At 72.1% G+C, this 19,913-nt stretch carries 5 protein-coding genes; all 5 read left to right on the forward strand.

Translation table 11 applies throughout. The features are described from left to right. Positions 1-60 precede the first annotated feature (60 nt). Complete coding sequence (locus C8250_RS28455) at positions 61-816, forward strand: hypothetical protein (protein ID WP_138350838.1); 756 nt, start codon at positions 61-63, stop codon at positions 814-816. A gap of 3 nt (positions 817-819) precedes the next feature. Then, on the forward strand, positions 820-2,652 hold the full coding sequence (locus C8250_RS28460; protein ID WP_138350837.1) for a non-ribosomal peptide synthetase: 1,833 nt from the start codon (positions 820-822) through the stop codon (positions 2,650-2,652). Between the two features lie 92 nt (positions 2,653-2,744). Next, on the forward strand, positions 2,745-3,773 hold the full coding sequence (locus C8250_RS28465; protein WP_187145012.1) for a methyltransferase: 1,029 nt from the start codon (positions 2,745-2,747) through the stop codon (positions 3,771-3,773). A 23-nt stretch (positions 3,774-3,796) separates the two neighbouring features. Further along, a complete protein-coding gene (locus C8250_RS28470; RefSeq protein WP_138350835.1) occupies positions 3,797-4,045 on the forward strand; it encodes a phosphopantetheine-binding protein in 249 nt (82 codons plus the stop codon). 250 nt (positions 4,046-4,295) lie between these two features. Further along, the gene (locus C8250_RS28475) at positions 4,296-19,907 is read left to right on the forward strand and encodes a type I polyketide synthase (RefSeq protein ID WP_244809415.1); all 15,612 of its coding nucleotides are present in this window, start codon (positions 4,296-4,298) and stop codon (positions 19,905-19,907) included. The last annotated feature ends 6 nt before the right edge of the window (positions 19,908-19,913 follow it).

Here is a 19,913-nt window from a genome sequence, read left to right on the forward strand (position 1 = left end):
ATTGGGAATCACGTGAGTCTCCTTTCATGGAAATCGCTGACAAAAGGCGACCGGGACGAATTGATTCTGTCGGTCGATTTCAGCACCAGCGGGCGCACCCAGGCGAGTTTCGCCGACTTCGCTCCCCGGCTGGACCCGCCCGCCGCCGCCTTCTGGACGACGCTCCCGCCGACCGCGGACGACGCGGTCGCCCTCGACGGCTATGTCGACTGGTGGCTCACCGACGTACGGGAGAGCGGCCGGCGCGTCACCGCCGTCCTCGGCTACTGCGCGGGAGCGGTCTTCGCCGCCGCGCTCGCCGAACGGATCGGTGCGTGGCAGGACACCCCGGCCCTGGTGCTGTTCGACCCCGAACTGCCCAACACGGTCGGCCTGTACAAGGACTTCCACGCCGCGGGCGACTCGCTCGCCTCGCTGCTGATGCCCGAGGAACTGACCGAGTTCCACGAGGCGGGACGGCAGATCGAGCGGCGCTACGCCGACGACCTCGCGGCAGTCGGCCCCGAACTCGCCCTGATCTTCACCCGCGCGGTGGGCACCGCCGCCGAACGCCTCGAACTCGACGACGACATCCGCGACGATCTCGCCGGAGTCTTCGGCTCGCTGGTCGGCTACCTGGCCGCCGCCTCGTCCATCGACCCGCTGCCGCTGTGGGCCCGCGGCATCGCGATCACCTCGGGCCCGCCGTCGTACCCCGTCGGCCGGGAGATCCGCTTCGACGTCGACCACGACGACCTGCTGCGCATCAACGGCGTCGCCCGCGCCCTGTCGGAGCTGCTCTCCGGCGACCGCACCGAATCAACCGCAGGCAGGTGACCCATGGCTGACCACGGGGGAATCGACGCCGGTCCGCGCAGGACCGACACGACCGACAGCACGGACGGCGGGCTGCTGCCCGCCCGGATCGAGGAGCAGGTACGGCGCACGCCCGGGGCCGTCGCGGTCTCCGACGGCGGTACTGAACTCACGTACGCCGAACTGAACGCACGGGCGAACCGCCTCGCGCACCACCTGATAGCCGGCGGCGCGGGACCCGAACAGCTCGTGGCCGTCGGGATGCGCCGCTCCCTCGATCTGGTGGTGGCGTTCCTCGCCGTGCTCAAGGCCGGGGCCGCCTATCTGCCGCTGGACCTGGACAACCCGGCCGAGCGGCTCACGTTCATGATGGCCGACGCCCGGCCCGCGCTGCTGGTGACCACCGCGGCCGAAGCCGGCTCGGCCACCGGCGACCAGCCAATGATCGCGCTCGACGACCCGGAGACCGCCGCCCTCGTCGCGGCGGCACCGGCCATCGACCCCGGTGACGCCGACCGGACCGCGCCGCTGCGCCCGGACAACCCGGCGTACGTCATCTACACCTCGGGATCGACCGGCCGGCCCAAGGGCGTCGTCGTCACGCACCGCCCGCTGGCCGCCTACCTCGACTACGCCCGCGCCACCTACCCCAGCGCGGCGGGCCGGGCCCTGCTGCACTCCTCCGTGGCCTTCGACATGACCGTCACGACCCTGTACGCGCCGCTGATCTCCGGCGGCCGCGTCCAGGTCGGCCCGCTGGAGGAGGTGCGCGAGCGGCCCACGTTCCTGAAGGTCACCCCGTCGCACATGGCGCTCCTCGCGACGCTGCCGCCGGAGTCCGCGCCCACCGGGGAACTGGTGGTGGGTGGTGAACTGCTGCTCTCCGAGACCGTCGAGACGTTCCGCAAGGACAACCCGGGCGTCACCGTCGTCAACGAGTACGGCCCGACCGAGGCCACCGTCGGCTGCTGCGTGCACATCCTGGCGCCGGACGACGAGCTGCAGCCCGGCGCGGTGTCCATCGGACGCCCCACCCACGCCAGTGAACTCCACGTCCTGGACGGGTCCCTGCGGCCCGTCCCGGCGGGGAGGACCGGCGAGCTGTACATCGCGGGCGGCCAGCTGGCCCGCGGCTACCTCAACCGGCCGGGACTGACCGCGGAACGCTTCGTCGCCGACCCGTTCGGCGCCCCCGGATCGCGGATGTACCGGACCGGCGACCGGGTGCGCCGCTCGGCCGACGGCACCCTGGACTTTCTCGGCCGGTTCGACGGCCAGGTCAAGATCCGCGGCTTCCGCATCGAACTGGGCGAGATCGAGTCCGCGCTGCTGCGCCGGCTGGAGGTCGGCCAGGCCGCGGTGACGGTCCATCAGGAGGGCGCAGGCAGCGCCCACCTGATCGCCTACGTGGTGCCGTCGTCCAAGGGCGGCATCGACGTCGGCCGGCTGTCCGCGTACGCCGCCGAGACACTGCCCGAATACATGGTCCCCAGCGTGATCCTCACCCTGGACGCCCTCCCGCTGAACGCCAACGGCAAGCTGGAGGCCGGCTCCCTGCCGGTACCCCGCTTCGCCTCCCTGACCGCGTTCCGCGCCCCGTGGACCAAGGTCCAGACGCTGCTGTGCGAGCTGTTCGCCCAGTACTCCGGGGCGGCCAGGGTCGGCGTCGACGACGACTTCTTCGCGCTCGGCGGCACCAGCCTCGGAGCCGCCCAGGTGGCCAACAAGGCCCGCAGGAGCGGCGTCCGCTTCAGCCTCCAGGACGTGGTCGACCACCGCACCGCGCTGCGGCTGGCCGCGGCCGTCTCCGAGGACTCCGACGGCGCGGCTCCGGTCCCCTCGCTCTCCAGCACGTAGGTCCCCGTACCACCACACAGGTCCCGTACCACCACACAGGTCCCGTACGTCCCTCCTGCCCTTCGGTCTTCAACCAGTAGAGGATGAACACGATGTCGCTCTTGCAACTCGCGGGCATGGGGTGGATCTCCCGCTCGCTCAGCGTCGCCGCCCGGCTCGGTATCGCCGACCACCTCGCGGACGGTCCCAAGTCGCCCGCGGAGCTCGCGCAGCTCACCGACTCCGACCCGGACGGGGTGCTGTACCTGCTGCGGGTGCTCGGCATCGTCGGCGTCTTCAAGGAGAACGAGGACGGCACGTTCGAGCACACCGAGACGTCGCAGCCGCTGCGCGACGACCACCCGCAGTCGATGCGCTACTGGTGCGTACTCGGCGGCGAGATGTACTACGACGTCTGGCGCGACCTGCTGACGACCGTCAAGACCGGCAAGCCGGCCTCCCAGTCCGAGTACGGCGGCTCCATCTACGCCTACATGGACCAGGACACCGACGCCGGCGAGATCTACGACAAGGCCATGGCGGACATCACCCGCCCGGCCGCCGCCGAGCTCGCCCGTGACTTCGACTTCTCGTGGATCCGCAAGGTCGTCGACATCGGCGGCGGCACCGGCCACCTGCTCAAGGGCATCCTGGGCGCGCACCCCGACGTCGAGGGCGTCGTCGCCGACCGCGCCGACGTCGCCGAGCGCGGCACCAAGGAACTCGCCGCCACCGGCGACGAGGACCTCATCCGCCGGCTGACGTTCGTCGAGTCGGACTTCTTCGCGGAGGTTCCGGCGGGCGGCGACGCGTACTTCCTCAAGAACGTGCTCCACAACTGGAGCCCGGACAGCAGCGTCAAGATCCTGGAGACCGTGCGCAAGGCCATGGTCCGCACCGTCGAGGACTCCGAGGGCCTGGCGGCCGAGCCGGTGCTCTTCGTGATCGAGCCGCTGCTCGGCCACGACAACGCGTCCGCGATCCGCTCGCTCTTCCAGATGGTCGTCTGCGAGGAGGGCACCCGTATCCGCTCCGAGCCGGACATGCGCAAGCAGGCGGAAGGCGCCGGCTTCGAAATCCGCTCGATCAAGCACCTGTCCACGGAGCACAGCGTGGTCGAAATGATCCTGGCCCGGGACTGACGGGACAGAAAGGAAGCATTCGTATGTGGGACGCCCAGTTCGAAGAAATCGTCAGGCCCCATCTCTCATTCCTGCCCGAGGACGCCGAATTCACCCCCGAGCTCGATCTTCGGGAATTCGGCCTCGACTCCCTCGGCATCGTCGACCTGCTGATCGCGCTGGAGAACGCGTACGACGTCAAGTTCACCGACGACGCGCTCGCCATGGAGACGTTCGAGACGCCGGGCGCGTTGTGGGGAACGCTGTCGGGTCTCCTGGTCCCCGTCGGCTGACGGTCGGCCGACCGGTTGGTTGACCGGCCGGTTGGCCGGCGAAGAGGGCTTGGAACAGTACATCGGGGGCACGGCATCCTTGGCGGGATGCCGTGCCCTGCGGCGTTTGCGGCGGCCCCTCTGTCCACCCCTGCCCACCCCTGACCGCCATCGCCGGATAGGGGTGGGCAGGGGTGGTTGGTCCGGAAGGGCCGAAATAGCGTGACCGGAACGAATGGCTGTTCCAGTTCTTCCTCATGAGGTGGACCACGTGTCGAAAGAGTCGAATGAAGAAAAGCTCCTCGACTACCTCAAGCGGGCTACGGCCGAGCTGAGGGAGACTCGTCGGCGCCTCCGTGAAGAGGAGGACAAGCAGCGCGAACCGATTGCCATCATCGGAATGTCCTGCCGGTTCCCCGGCGGTGTACGCAATCCCGAGGAACTGTGGGACCTGCTCGCCGCCGGCGGCGACGCGATATCGGACTTCCCGTCGGACCGCGGCTGGGACGTCGAGGGCATCTACGACCCCGACCCGGACACCGAGGCCACCGGCAAGACGTACTCCCGCGAAGGCGGCTTCGTCCACGACGCCACCGAGTTCGACGCCGAGTTCTTCGGCATCAGCCCGCGCGAGGCCCTGGCGACCGACCCCCAGCAGCGGCTGCTGCTGGAGGCGTCCTGGGAAGCGTTCGAACGCGCCGGCATCGACCCCGCGACCATGCGCGGCAGCTCCACCGGCGTCTTCGCGGGCATCATGTACCACGAGTACGGCACCGACCGCACGGTCGTGCCCGAAGGCGTCGAAGGCTTCCTCGGCACCGGCACCGCGGGCAGCGTCCTGTCCGGCCGTGTCTCGTACACCCTGGGCCTCGAAGGCCCGGCCGTGACCGTGGACACCGCCTGCTCCTCCTCCCTCGTCACCGTCCACCTGGCCGCCTCCGCGCTGCGCCAGGGCGAATGCTCGCTGGCCCTCGCGGGCGGTGTGACGGTCATGGCGACCCTTGACACCTTTGTCGACTTCAGCCAGCAGCGCGGCCTCGCCGCGGACGGCAGGTGCAAGCCGTTCGCCGACGCGGCCGACGGCACGGGCTGGGGCGAAGGGGTCGGCGTCCTGGTCCTGGAGCGACTGTCCGACGCGCGCCGCAACGGTCACCGCGTACTGGCCGTCGTGAAGGGGAGCGCGGTCAACCAGGACGGCGCCAGCAGCCAGCTCACCGCCCCCAACGGGCCCTCCCAGCAGCGCGTCATCCGGCAGGCCCTGGCCGGCGCCCGGCTCTCGGCCGAGGACATCGACGCCGTCGAGGCGCACGGCACCGGCACCCGGCTCGGCGACCCCATCGAGGCGCAGGCGCTGCTCGCGACGTACGGACAGGAGCGGGCGGACGGCCGTCCGCTGTGGCTCGGTTCGGTCAAGTCCAACCTCGGCCACACGCAGGCCGCCGCGGGCGTCGCCGGCATCATCAAGATGGTGCTCGCCCTCGGGCACGAGGAACTGCCCCGCACCCTGCACGTGGACGCCCCGAGCTCGCACGTGGACTGGACGGCGGGCTCCGTCGAGCTGCTGACCGAGGCCCGGCCGTGGCCGGCGGGGGAGCGGACCCGCCGTGCGGGTGTCTCGTCCTTCGGCATCAGCGGGACGAACGCGCACGTGATCGTGGAGGAGGCTCCGGCCGAGGCCGCTGTTGAAGACGTCGTGGCGCCCGTGGTCCCGGCGCTGCCGGTGGTGCCGTGGATGCTGTCGGGCAAGTCGCCCGAGGCGCTGCGGGCGCAGGCGGCACGCCTGCGGGAGTTCGTGCTGGCCGACGCGGGTCTCGACCCGGCGGCGGTCGGTTCGGCACTCGCGACGACCCGCGCGGTGTTCGCGCACCGGGGCGGCGTCGTGGCCGCCGACCGTGATGGTCTGCTGGCCGGACTGGCGGTACTCGCCGAGGGCGGGAGCGCCCCCGGCGCGGTGCAGGGCCTGGCCGGCTCCGGCCGGACGGCGTTCCTCTTCACGGGGCAGGGCAGTCAGCGGGCGGGGATGGGGCGTCAGCTGTACGCCGCCTTCCCGGTGTTCGCGGAGGCGCTGGACGCGGTGTGTGCGGCGCTCGACGCTCACCTTGAACTGCCGCTCAAGGACGTTCTGTTTGCCGAGGCGGACAGCCGGTTGGACGAGACGGGCTTTACGCAGCCGGCTCTGTTCGCGCTGGAGGTCGCGCTGTTCCGGCTGCTGGAGTCCTTCGGGGTCCGGCCGCAGGTGCTGGCGGGTCACTCCATCGGTGAGCTGGCCGCCGCGCATGTCGCGGGGGTGTGGTCGCTGGAGGATGCGGCGCTGCTGGTTGCGGCTCGTGGCCGTCTGATGCAGCAACTGCCCGCCGGTGGTGCGATGGCGGCGATCCAGGCCACCGAGGCCGAGGTCCTGCCGCAGCTCACCGACAGGGTGGGGATCGCGGCCGTCAACGGGCCCACCTCCATCGTCGTCTCGGGTGACGAAGACGCCGTCGCTGCCGTCATCGCGCACTTCGACGCGACGGGTCGCAAGACCAAGCGCCTCACCGTCAGCCACGCCTTCCACTCCGTCCACATGGAGCCGATGCTCGAGGAGTTCCGTGCCGTTGCGGCCGGGCTCACGTACAACGCGCCCTCGATCCCGATCGTCTCGACGCTGACGGGCAAGGCCGCCACCGACCAGGAGCTGACCGACCCGGCGTACTGGGTCCGGCACGTCCGCGAGGCCGTGCGCTTCGCCGATGCCGTCACCACGCTCCAGGACCAGGGCGTCAGCACCTTCCTGGAGCTCGGCCCGGACGCGGTCCTGACCGCCATGGGCGCCGACAGCGCCACGGAGAACACGACCCTCGTCCCGGCACTGCGCCGCGACCACGACGAAGCGCAGATCTTCGTCACCTCCCTCGCGACCCTCCACACCCGGGGCGTCCCCGTCGCCTGGCCGGCCTTCTTCGGCACCGGTCGCGCGCTCGTCGACCTCCCCACCTACGCCTTCCGGTCGAGCCGTTACTGGCTGGACACCCCGGCGGCCTCGGCCGCCGGTGACATGGCCGCCGTCGGCCTCGTGGACGCGGGGCACCCGTTGCTCGGCGCGGCCGTCGTGCTGCCGGAGTCGGACGGGCTGCTGTTCACGGGCCGGCTGTCGCTCGGCTCCCACCCGTGGCTGGCGGAGCACGTGGTCGCGGGCACGGTCGTCGTGCCGGGGGCGGCGCTCGTCGAGATCGCCGTGCGCGCGGGCGACGGGACCGGCTGCGGTGTGCTGGACGAACTCACGCTGCACGCACCGCTGGTGGTGCCCGGCACCAGGACCGTTCAGTTGCGGGTCCAGATCGGTGAGCCCGGTCGGGACGGACGGCGGACGGTGGTGGTGTTCTCGCGTATCGAGGACGCCTCCGAGAGCGCCTGGACGCGGCACGCCGACGGTCTGCTCGCGCCCCATGACACCGCAGCCGCAGCCGGTTTCGACCTGGCGCAGTGGCCGCCGACCGGGGCCGAGGCCGTAGCGGTCGACGGGCTGTACGCGGCGATGGCCGCGAGCGGCCTGGAGTACGGGACGACGTTCCAGGGAGTGCGGGCCGCCTGGCGGCACGGCGAGGAGATCTTCGCCGAGGTCGCCCTGCCGGAAGGGGTCGAGGCCGCGGGCTTCGGCATCCACCCCGCGCTGCTGGACGCCGCCCTGCACGGAATCGCGCTCGCGCAGCCGGACGGCGGCGCGGCCGAGCTGCCGTTCGCCTGGTCCGACGTCGCTCTGCACGCGGCGGGCGCGACCGCCCTGCGGGTGCGGATCACCCCCGCGGCCTCCGGCTACACCCTGCGGCTGGCCGACCCCCAGGGCGCTCCCGTGGCCACGGTGGGTTCGCTGGCACTGCGCCCGGTCGCCACCGGTGAGCTGCAGAGCGCGCACGACCGTGAGCTGTACGAGATCCGGTGGAGCCCGCTGCCGCAGCAGGCGTCGCACGAGGACGCGGGTGCGGCAGCGGCAGCGGCAGCGGAGATCCTGAACGTCCCTGCGGGGGTCGACCCCGCCGAGGCGGTCACCGGAGTCCTGGCGCGGCTGCAGGAGTGGCTGGCCGACGAGGAGGCGTCCGACGCACGCCTCGTCGTCCGCACCCGGGGCGCGGTCGCTGCCCTTCCCGGCGAGGACATCACGGACCTCGCGCAGGCCGCCGTCCACGGCCTCGTCAGGGCCGCACAGACGGAGCACCCGGGCCGCATCGTCCTCCTCGACACGGAGGCGGACACGGACACGGACACGGACACGGACGACATCCCGGACGCTGTCACGGTCTCGGGGGAGCCGGAACTGGCGCTCCGGGAGGGCCAGTTGTTCGTACCGCGCCTGGCGCGCACCGTTCCCGCCACCGGCGGAGTGACGTGGCGTGCCGACGGCACCGTACTGATCACCGGTGGAACCGGCGGCCTGGGCGCGCTCACCGCGCGCCACCTGGTCGCCGAGCACGGAGTCCGCAACCTGGTGCTGACCAGCCGCCGCGGCCTCCAGGCCCCCGGCGCCACCGAGTTGGTGGCCGAGCTGGAGACGGCCGGTGCTTCGGTGAGCGTCGCCGCCTGCGACGTCTCCGACCGTTCCGCGCTGGCCCAGCTGCTCGCCGAGGAGTCGATCACCGCGATCGTGCACGCGGCGGGCGTGGTCGACGACGGCATGATCACCTCGCTCACCGCCGACCGGGTGGCCGCCGTCCTGGCCCCCAAGGCGGACGCGGCCCGGCACCTCCACGAGCTGACGGCCGACGCCGACCTCGACGCGTTCATCCTGTTCTCGTCCGCCGCCGGCACGTTCGACGGTTCAGGGCAGGGCGGTTACGCCGCCGCGAACGCCTACCTCGACGCGCTGGCGGTCCACCGCCGGAGCCAGGGACTGGCCGGGCTCTCGCTCGCCTGGGGCCTGTGGGACCCGGCGGTCGGCGGCATGGGCGCCGAGCTGACCACGGCGGACGTGGAGCGGATGGAACGCTCCGGCGTCCTCGCGATCGGCCGGCAGCAGGGACTGGCCCTGCTCGACGCCGCGCTCGCCGACAACCACGCCCACCTGCTCCCCGTCGCCTTCGGCAGGAGCGCCCTGGAGCAGCGGGCCCGGCTCAACACCCTCCCCGCCGTCCTGCGCGGTCTGACGCGTCCGGCCCCCACCGCCCGCAAGGCGGCGGCATCGGCCGCCACGGACGCCGCCGGGCTGGCGGAGCGCCTCGGCGCACTGACCGGAGTGGAACGGCGCCGGCTGCTCCTCGACCTCGTCCGGCGCCACGTGGCCGCCGTGCTCGGTTACGACGGCGTGCAGAAGGTCGCCGGCGACAAGCCGTTCAAGGAGTTCGGCTTCGACTCGCTCACGGCGGTGGAGTTCCGCAACCGCCTCGGCGCCGAAGCCGAGGTGCGGCTGCCCGCGACGCTCGTCTTCGACTACCCGACGCCGCTCGCCGTGGCCGAGTTCCTGCTGGTGGAGCTGCTGGGCGAGGAGGCCGCGAGCGCGGCCGACGTGACGGCCGCGGTGGTCCCGGCGGCGGGATCCGTGCTCGACGAGCCGATCGCGATCGTCGGGATGGCCTGCCGGTTCCCCGGCGGGGTCTCCTCGCCCGAGGAGCTGTGGGCACTGCTGGCGAGCGGTGGCGACGGGGTGTCGTCGTTCCCGGTCGACCGTGGCTGGGACGTCGAAGGCATCTACGACCCCGACCCGGACGCGGTCGGCAAGACGTACTCGCGCCACGGCGGATTCCTGGACCGGGCGGCCGACTTCGACCCCGGCTTCTTCGGGATCAGCCCCCGCGAGGCACTCGCGATGGACCCGCAGCACCGGCTGTTGCTGGAGTCGTCGTGGGAGGCGTTCGAGCGCGCGGGCATCGACCCGGCGACCGTACGCGGCAGCTCCACCGGCGTCTTCGCCGGCGTGATGTACCACGACTACACCTCGGTGCTGGAGCAGTCTGCCCACCGCAACACCGAGGGCTTCATGGGCGTCGGCGGCAGCATCGCCTCCGGCCGTGTCTCGTACACCCTGGGCCTCGAAGGCCCGGCCGTGACCGTGGACACCGCCTGCTCGTCCTCGCTCGTCGCCGTCCACCTGGCCGGCCAGGCGCTGCGCTCGGGCGAGTGCTCGCTCGCCCTCGCGGGCGGCGTGACGGTCATGGCGACCCCGGACACCTTCGTCGACTTCAGCCGCCAGCGGGGCCTCGCCCCCGACGGCTACTGCAAGCCGTTCGCCGAGGCCGCCGACGGCACCGGCTGGGGTGAGGGCGTCGGCATGCTGCTCCTGGAGCGGCTCTCCGACGCGCAGCGCAACGGCCACCGGGTGCTGGCGGTCGTGCGCAGTAGCGCGATCAACCAGGACGGCGCGAGCAACGGACTCACGGCCCCCAACGGCCCGTCCCAGCAGCGCGTCATCCGGCAGGCCCTCGCCGCCGGTTCGCTCACGACCAGTGACGTCGACGCCGTCGAGGCGCACGGCACGGGCACCCGCCTGGGCGACCCGATCGAGGCGCAGGCGCTGCTGGCGACGTACGGGCAGGAGCGGGCGGACGGTCAGCCGCTGTGGCTGGGTTCGGTGAAGTCGAACCTCGGTCACACGCAGGCTGCCGCCGGTGTCGCGGGCATCATCAAGATGGTGCTGGCGATGCGGCACCAGGAGTTGCCGCGCACGCTGGGCGTCGACGCTCCCAGCTCGCATGTGGACTGGTCGGCGGGGTCTGTTGAGTTGTTGACGGAGGCGCGGCCGTGGCCGGTGCGGGAGCGTCCGCGTCGTGCGGGTGTGTCGTCGTTCGGGATCAGTGGGACGAACGCGCATGTGATCGTGGAAGAGGCTCCGGCCGAGGTCGTGACGGATGCGGTTGCTTCGGTTGAGCTGCCGGTGGTGCCGTGGGTGCTGTCGGGCAAGACGCCGGAGGCGTTGAAGGCTCAGGCGGCCCGGTTGCGGGAGTTCGTGCTGGCCGATGCGGGTCTGGATCCGGTGTCGGTGGGTTCGGCGCTGGCGACCACGCGTGCGGGCTTCGCGCAACGTGCGGGTGTGGTGGCGGCGGACCGTGAAGGCCTGCTGAACGCTCTGGACGCGGTCGTTGACGGTGAGGCCAAGACGACTGTGGCCGGCGCCGGCGATCTGGCGTTCCTCTTCACGGGGCAGGGCAGCCAGCGGGCGGGGATGGGGCGTGAGCTCTACGCGGCCTTCCCGGTGTTCGCGGAGGCGCTGGACGCGGTGTGTGCCGCACTCGACGCGCACCTTGAACTGCCGCTGAAGGATGTTCTCTTCGCCGACGATGACCGGTTGGACGAGACGGGCTTCACGCAGCCTGCTCTGTTCGCGCTGGAAGTGGCGTTGTTCCGGTTGTTGGAGTCCTTCGGGATCCGGCCTCAGGTGCTGGCCGGTCACTCCATTGGTGAGCTGGCCGCCGCGCATGTCGCGGGGGTGTGGTCGCTGGAGGATGCGGCGCTGCTGGTTGCGGCTCGTGGCCGGTTGATGCAGCAGCTTCCCGCCGGTGGTGCGATGGCAGCGATCCAGGCCACGGAGGCCGAAGTCCTGCCCACGCGCACGGAGAAGGTGGGGATCGCGGCCGTCAACGGCCCGACATCCATCGTCGTGTCCGGTGACGAGGACGCCGTCGCCGGGGTCATCGCGCACTTCGACGCTCTGGGACGGAAGACCAAGAGGCTGACCGTCAGCCACGCCTTTCACTCCCTGCACATGGAGCCGATGCTCGAGGAGTTCGGCACTATCGCGGCCGGGCTCACGTACAACGCGCCCTCGATCCCGATCGTCTCGACGCTGACCGGACAGCCCGCCACCACCGAAGAACTCACCGACCCCGCCTACTGGGTCCGGCACGTGCGCGAGGCCGTGCGCTTCGCCGACGCCGTCACCACCCTTGAGGGCCAGGGCGTCACCACATTTCTGGAACTGGGCCCCGACGCCGTTCTGACGGTGATGGGCGCGGACAGCGTCACGGATGCGGCCGGTACCGCACTGATCGCGTCGCTGCGTCGGGAGCAGGACGAGGCCGAGACCTTCGTGTCGTCCGTCGCCGCACTGCACACGCGTGGCGTCGAGGTCGACTGGCGGGCCTTCTTCGGCACCGGCGCGACCACCCCGCTGCTCGACCTGCCCACCTACGCCTTCCAACACCAGCACTACTGGCCGGAGCGGGCCGCCGTCACGGCGGGAGACGTCCGGGCGGCCGGCCTCGCGGATGCGGAACACCCCCTGCTGGGAGCGGCCATCGCTCTTCCCGACTCCGACGGGGTGCTCTTCACCGGGCGGCTGTCGCTGTCGTCGCACCCGTGGCTGGCGGAGCACGCGGTCTCCGGCACCGTGGTCGTGCCCGGTGCGGCGCTCGTCGAGATCGCCGTGCGGGCGGGCGACGAGACGGGCTGCGGAGCGCTGGAGGAGCTGATGCTCCAGGCACCGTTGGTGCTCGACGGACAGGGCGCCGTACAGCTGCGGGTCACGGTCGGCGAGGCCGACGCGCGTGGCCGGCGGACGGTGAGCGTGTTCTCGCGCGCCGAGGAGACGACGGACGACCGGCAGTGGGTCCGGAACGCCGAGGGCGTGCTGAGCGCCGACGTTCCGGAGCCCGGGTTCGACTTGGCGCAGTGGCCGCCCGCCGGCAGCGAGCCGGTCGCGGTGGAGAGCCTCTACGCCGATCTGGCCGGGCTGGGACTGGAGTACGGGCCGCTCTTCCAGGGTCTGCAGGCCGCCTGGCGCCTCGGTGAGAACGTCTACACCGAGGTCGTCCTGCCGGAAGGCACCGAAGGAGCCGAGGCCGACGCCTTCGCTCTCCACCCCGCCCTGCTGGACGCCGCTCTGCACGGCATCGCCCTGCGGGAGACGGACAACGGCGCGGCCGAGCTGCCGTTCGCCTGGTCCGACGTGGCGGTGTACGCGACCGGTGCGACCGCGCTGCGGGTGCGGATCGCCCCCGCGGACTCGGGCTACGCGCTGCAGCTCGCCGACGACCAGGGCGTACCGGTGGCGACGGTCGGCGCCCTCGCGCTGCGGCCGATCGCGGCCGATGACTTCGCCACCCCGGAGCGCCTCGCCCACGACTCGCTCTTCCACCTGGACTGGATCGCGCTCCCCGCGCCGGCGGCCTCGGCCGACGGAACGGGCGACGCGACGGTGTACCGGTGCCCGGCCGGAGCGACGGCGAACGAGACGCTCGACGCCGTACTCGCCTTCACCCAGGACTGGTTGACCGCCGATGCGGACGGCCGTTTGGTGGTGGTGACGCGGGGTGCGGTGGCTGTTCTGCCGGGTGAGGATGTTGCGGAGCTGGGTGAGGCGGCGGTGTGGGGTCTGATCCGTTCGGCGCAGTCCGAGCACCCTGACCGCATTGTCCTGTTGGACTCGGACACTGACGAGATCCCGGAGGGTGTGCTGGTCTCGGGTGAGCCTGAGCTGGCGCTTCGTGGCGGGGAGATCCTCGTCCCGCGCCTGGCCCGCATTGCTCCGGCCGCTGAGGTCGCCCCGGCGGTGTGGCGTTCGGATGGCACGGTGCTGATCACCGGTGGTACCGGTGGCCTGGGCGCCCTGCTGGCCCGCCACCTGGTCACCGCGTACGGGATCCGTGACCTGCTGCTGACCAGCCGCCGCGGCCCCGGCGCCCCCGGCGCCACCGAACTCACCACAGAACTGACCGCGTTGGGTGCGACGGTGAAGATCGCCGCGTGCGACGTCTCGGACCGGGACGCGCTCGCAGCGCTCCTGGACGGCGTCACCCTGACCGCCGTGATCCACACCGCCGGTGTGCTGCGTGACGCCACGTTCGCCGCGCTCACCCCGCAGCACCTGACGGAGGTCCTGGCACCCAAGGCGGATGCCGCCCGCCACCTGCACGAACTGACCGCGCACCTCACTCTCGACGCGTTCGTGCTGTTCTCCTCCGCTGCCGCCACGTTCGACGGCACCGGACAGGGCAACTACGCCGCAGCCAACGCCTACCTCGACGCCCTCGCCACCCACCGCCGCACCCAAGGACTCCCCGCCACCTCCCTCGGCTGGGGCCTATGGGCACCCGAAACCGGCGGAATGGGCGCAGGGCTGTCCTCGACGGATCTGGAGCGGATGGCCCGTGCGGGCGTGCTCGCGCTCGACGCGACGGAGGGCCTGGCGCTCTTCGACGCGGCGCAGCGCAGCGAGCACGCGCACCTGGTGCCGATCCGGCTCGACCTCAGGGCCCTGGCCGCCGCTCCCGGCGAGGTGCCGGCGATCCTGCGCGGACTCGTCAAGGCTCCCGCCCGCCGGGCCGTTCAGGCGGGCGCCGGTGCGGGCACCGGGCCCGTGTCGCTGGAGGAGCGCCTGACGGCGCTGGCTCCGGCCGCGCGGCACGAGCTGCTGCTCGGGCTCGTGCGTGGGCAGATCGCGACCGTGCTGGGCTTCGGCGGGCCGGAGGACGTCGCGGCCGACAGCCTGTTCAGCGAGCTGGGCGTCGACTCCCTCACCGGAGTCGAGTTCCGCAACCAGCTGGGCGCGGAGGCCGGGGTGCGGCTGCCCGCGACGCTCGTCTTCGACTACCCGACGCCGACCGCCGTGGCCGAGTTCCTGCTGGTGGAGCTGCTGGGCGAGGACGCGGCAGGGGAAGCGGCGGCCGGCTCGACCGAGTTGGTGACCGGTTCCGGCTCGATGGCCGACGAACCGATCGCGATCGTCGGCATGGCGTGCCGGTTCCCCGGCGGGGTCTCCTCGCCCGAGGAGCTGTGGACGCTGCTCGCCGCCGGTGGCGACGCCGTGACGCCGTTCCCGGACGACCGGGGCTGGGACGTGGCCGGTCTGTACGACCCGGACCCGGACGCGATCGGCAAGACGTACTCCCGGCACGGCGGATTCCTGGAACAGGCCGCGGACTTCGACCCGGCGTTCTTCGGCATCAGCCCGCGTGAGGCCCTGGCCACCGACCCCCAGCACCGGCTCCTGTTGGAGTCCGCCTGGGAGGCGTTCGAGCGCGCGGGCATCGACCCGGCGACGGTACGCGGCAGCTCCACCGGGGTGTTCGCCGGCGTCATGTACAACGACTACGGCATCCGGCTCAACAGCTATCCCGCCGACCTGGAGGGCTATCTCGGGACCGGCAGCTCCGGCAGCGTCGCCTCGGGTCGCGTCGCGTACGCCTTCGGGCTGGAGGGCCCGGCCGTCACGGTCGACACCGCCTGCTCGTCGTCCCTGGTCACGGTGCACCTGGCCGGTCAGGCCCTGCGCTCCGGCGAGTGCTCGCTGGCGCTCGCGGGTGGTGTGACGGTCATGGCCACCCCGGAGACCTTCGTCGGCTTCAGCCGGCAGCGGGGCCTCGCCCCCGACGGCCGCTGCAAGCCGTTCGCGGAGGCCGCCGACGGTACGGGCTGGGGCGAGGGCGTCGGCATGCTGCTCCTGGAGCGGCTGTCCGACGCGCGGCGCAACGGCCACCGCGTGCTGGCCCTGGTCCGGGGCAGCGCCGTCAACCAGGACGGCGCGAGCAACGGACTGACGGCCCCCAACGGCCCGTCCCAGCAGCGCGTCATCCGCCAGGCCCTGGCCGGCGCCAACCTCTCGGCCGACCAGGTCGACGCGGTGGAGGCGCACGGAACGGGCACGACCCTCGGCGACCCGATCGAGGCACAGGCGCTCATCGCCACCTACGGACAGGAGCGGGAGGCCGGCCGGCCACTGTGGCTGGGTTCGGTGAAGTCGAACCTCGGGCACACGCAGGCTGCCGCCGGTGTCGCGGGCATCATCAAGATGGTGCTGGCGATGCGGCACGAGGAGCTGCCGCGCACACTGGGCGTCGATGCTCCCAGTTCGCACGTGGACTGGTCGGCGGGTTCCGTCGAGCTGTTGACGGAGGCGCAGCCGTGGCCGGTGCGGGAGCGTCCGCGCCGTGCGGGTGTCTCCTCCTTCGGCATCAGCGGGACGAACGCCCACGTGATCGTGGAGGAGGCCCCCGCAGAGGTCGTGACAGAGGTTGTCACTTCGGCCGAGCTGCCGGTGGTGCCATGGGTGCTGTCCGGCAAGACGCCGGACGCCGTCCAGGCCCAGGCCGCCCGCCTGCACGAACTCGTCCTGGCCGATGCCGGCCTGGACCCGGCGGCGGTCGGATCCGCACTGACGACGACCCGTGCGGTGTTCGCGCACCGGGGTGGCCTCGTGGCCGCCGACCGCGACGGGCTGCTGTCCGCGCTGTCGGCCCTCGCGGAAGGACGGAACGCACCAGGCGTGGTGCGCGGCTTCGCAGGACCGAACCGGACGGCGTTCCTGTTCACGGGACAGGGCAGTCAGCGGGCGGGGATGGGGCGTGAGCTGTACGCGGCGTTCCCGGTGTTCGCGGAGGCGCTGGACGCGGTGTGTGCGGCGCTCGATGCGCACCTTGAACGGCCGCTGAAGGATGTTCTCTTCGCGGAGGCGGACAGCCGGTTGAACGAGACGGCCTTTACGCAGCCGGCTCTCTTCGCCCTGGAGGTCGCACTCTTCCGGCTGCTGGAGTCCTTCGGGGTCCGGCCGCAGGTTCTCGCGGGTCACTCCATCGGCGAGCTCGCGGCAGCCCATGTGGCAGGGGTCTGGTCGCTGGAGGATGCGGCGCTGTTGGTCGCGGCTCGTGGCCGGCTGATGCAACAACTTCCCACCGGTGGTGCGATGGCGGCGATCCAGGCCACCGAGGCCGAAGTCCTGCCGACACTCACCGAGAAGGTGGGGATCGCGGCCGTCAACGGCCCGACATCCGTCGTCGTCTCCGGTGACGAAGACGCTGTGGCAGCCGTGATCGCGCACTTCGATGGCATCGGACGGAAGACCAAGCGCCTCACCGTCAGCCATGCCTTCCACTCCCTCCACATGGAGCCGATGCTCGAAGAGTTCGGCACCATCGCCGCAGGGCTCACCTACACCGCACCGTCCATCCCCATCGTCTCCACCCTCACCGCCCAGGCCGCCACCACCGAGGAGCTGACCGACCCCGCCTACTGGGTCCGCCACGTCCGCGAAGCCGTCCGCTTCGCCGATGCCGTCACCACCCTCCAGGACCAGGGCGTCAGCACCTTCCTGGAGCTCGGCCCGGACGCCGTTCTCACCGCGATGGCCGCCGAATCCGCCACCGACACCACCACCCTCATCCCCGCCCTCCGCCGCGACCACGACGAAGCCCAGCTGTTCACCGAGGCGCTGGTGCGGCTGCACACCCGGGGCGTCACGGTCGACTGGCCGGCCCTCTTCGGCACCGGTCGCACCCCCGTCGATCTCCCCACCTACGCCTTCCAGCACCAGCACTACTGGCTCGCCGACACCGTCGCACCCAGTGGGAAAGCCTCGGGCTTCGGCCAGAGCGAGACCACGCACCCGCTCCTCAGCGCGGCGATAGCGCTGCCGGACTCGGAAGGAATGCTGTTCACCGGGCGGCTCGCGCTCCACACCCACCCGTGGCTCGTGGATCACGCCGTCAACGGCACGATCACCGTCCCCGGTGCCGCGCTCGCCGACCTCGTCATCCACACCGGCGACCACACGGACACCAGCACGTTGGAGGAGCTGACGCTCTACGCGCCCCTCGTCGTCCTTCCCACTTCGGCGACCCAACTGCGGGTCAGAACACATGCGGACGACGGTTCCGGCCGACGGCGGGTGAGCGTGTTCTCGCGCGTCGAGGGCTCGGACGAGGAGCAGTGGGTGCAGCACGCGGAAGGCGTGCTCTCCTCGACGGCCACGGATGCGGGCTTCGATCTGGTGCAGTGGCCGCCGGCCGGGGCCGATGCCGTGGCGGTCGAAAGCCTTTACGACGAACTGGCCCTGCTGGGCCTGGAGTACGGGCCGCTCTTCCAGGGGCTGGAGGCCGCCTGGAAGCGCGGGGACGAGGTCTTCACGGAGGTCTCGCTGGCCGAGGGCGCCGAGACGAGCGGGTTCGGGCTCCACCCGGCACTGCTCGACTCGGCACTGCACGGCATCGGTCTCGGCGGGTTCTTCGAGGACGACGGGCGCGCCCAACTTCCCTTCTCCTGGAACGATGTGGCCCTCTTCGCCACCGGTGCCACGGCGCTGCGCGTCCGGATCGCCCCAGCGGACCGGCCGGGCGATGTGACGCTGCAACTGGCGGACGCCGCCGGTTCACCGGTCGCGTCGGTCGGTTCGCTGACGCTGCGGCCGCTCGCCGAGCAGGTGCCGGTCACGCGGCACGGCGACGCGCTGTTCGGGCTGGACTGGGTGCAGGTCGCGGACCCGGCCGGTGCCGGTGCGTCCACCGAGGTGATCCCCGAGGAGGGTCTGCTGCGCGCGCCGTCCGGGATCGGAGCAGCCGAGACACTCTCCACTGTCCTGGCCGGACTGCAGCAGTGGCTGGCCGACGAGGCCAACGTCGACTCCGACGCCAGGCTCGTCGTCGTCACCCGGGGCGCGGTCGCCGCGCTTCCGGGGGAGGACGTCACCGACCTCGCACAGGCCGCCGTTCAGGGTCTCGTCAGGGCGGCACAGGCCGAGAACCCGGATCGTCTGGTTCTCGTCGACACCGACGTCGAGGAGATACCGGCCACCGCCCTCACCTCCTCCGGCGAATCGGAACTGGCACTGCGCGCCGGGGCCTTTCTGGCCCCCCGCCTGGTGCGTACGGCGCCGTCCGCCGAGGTGACCCCTTGGCGTACGGACGGCACCGTCCTGATCACCGGCGGCACGAGCGGTCTGGGCGCGCTCACCGCCCGCCACCTGGTCGCCGAACACGGCGTCCGCGACCTCCTGCTCACCAGCAGGCGCGGACAGAACGCCCCCGGCGCAGCCGAACTCGCGGCCGAACTCACCCAAGCCGGCGCCACCGTCACCATCGCCGCCTGCGACGTCTCCGACCGGGACGCCCTCGCGGAACTGCTGCACGAGGTCCCGTTGACCGCCGTGATCCACGCGGCCGGCATCGTGGACGACGGTGTCCTCGGGTCGCTCACTCCCGAGCGGCTGGCCGCCGTACTCGCCCCGAAGGCCGAGGCGGCGCGCCACCTGCACGAGCTGACGGCCGGGACGGACCTGGACGCGTTCGTCCTGTTCTCGTCGGCGGCCGGGGTACTGGGCGGTGCGGGGCAGGGTGCTTACGCCGCCGCCAACGCCTATCTCGACGCGCTGGCCACCCACCGCCGGGCCAACGGTCTTCCTGCGGTCTCCCTCGCCTGGGGTCTGTGGGCGCCGGAAGCCGGCGGGATGGGTTCGCAGCTCACCGGGGCCGAGGTGGAACGGATGGCGCGTGGGGGCGTCCTGGCCCTGGGCGAGGAGCAGGGCCTGGCCCTGCTGGATGCCTCGCTGGTCTCGGACCGGGCGGTGCTGGTCCCCGCGGGGCTCGATGTGCCCGCGCTGGTGCGCTCCGCGGGCGGCGAGGTACCGGGTCTCTTCCGCGGCCTGGTCCGCGGCAAGGTCCGGCGCACGGCCGCCGCGGGGGACTCCGGCGCCGGGGCGTCCGGTCTGGCCCAGCGGCTGGCGGCGCTGCCGTCCGACGAGCGCCTCCCGGTGGTCGTCGAGCTGGTCCGCAGCCAGGTCGTCGCGGTTCTCGGCTTCACCGCGGCACAGGAGGTGGAGCTGGGCAAGCCGTTCAAGGAGTTCGGCTTCGACTCGCTCACCGCGGTGGAGTTCCGCAACCAGCTGAGCGCGGCGGCCGGAGTGCGGCTCCCGGCGACGCTCGTCTTCGACTATCCGACCCCGCGGGAGCTGGCCGACTTCCTGCTCGGCGAAGCGGCCCCCGACACCACCACGGATCCGGGGACCGCCGCGTACGAGGAGACCGTCCGCGCCTCGCTGCTCGCCATCCCACTGGCCCGGCTCCGGGAGACCGGACTGCTGGACACACTGCTGCACCTCGCGGGCCTCCAGATGGAGGACGACGGCCCGACGGCCGAGGACGCGAGCGAATCGATCGACGATATGGATGCCGAGAGCCTCATCTCGAAGGCGCTCGAAGGGTCCGACTTCTGATGACGC

Origin of the sequence: Streptomyces sp. So13.3, from assembly GCF_005860785.2 — a bacterium.
GTDB lineage: Bacteria > Actinomycetota > Actinomycetes > Streptomycetales > Streptomycetaceae > Actinacidiphila > Actinacidiphila fildesensis.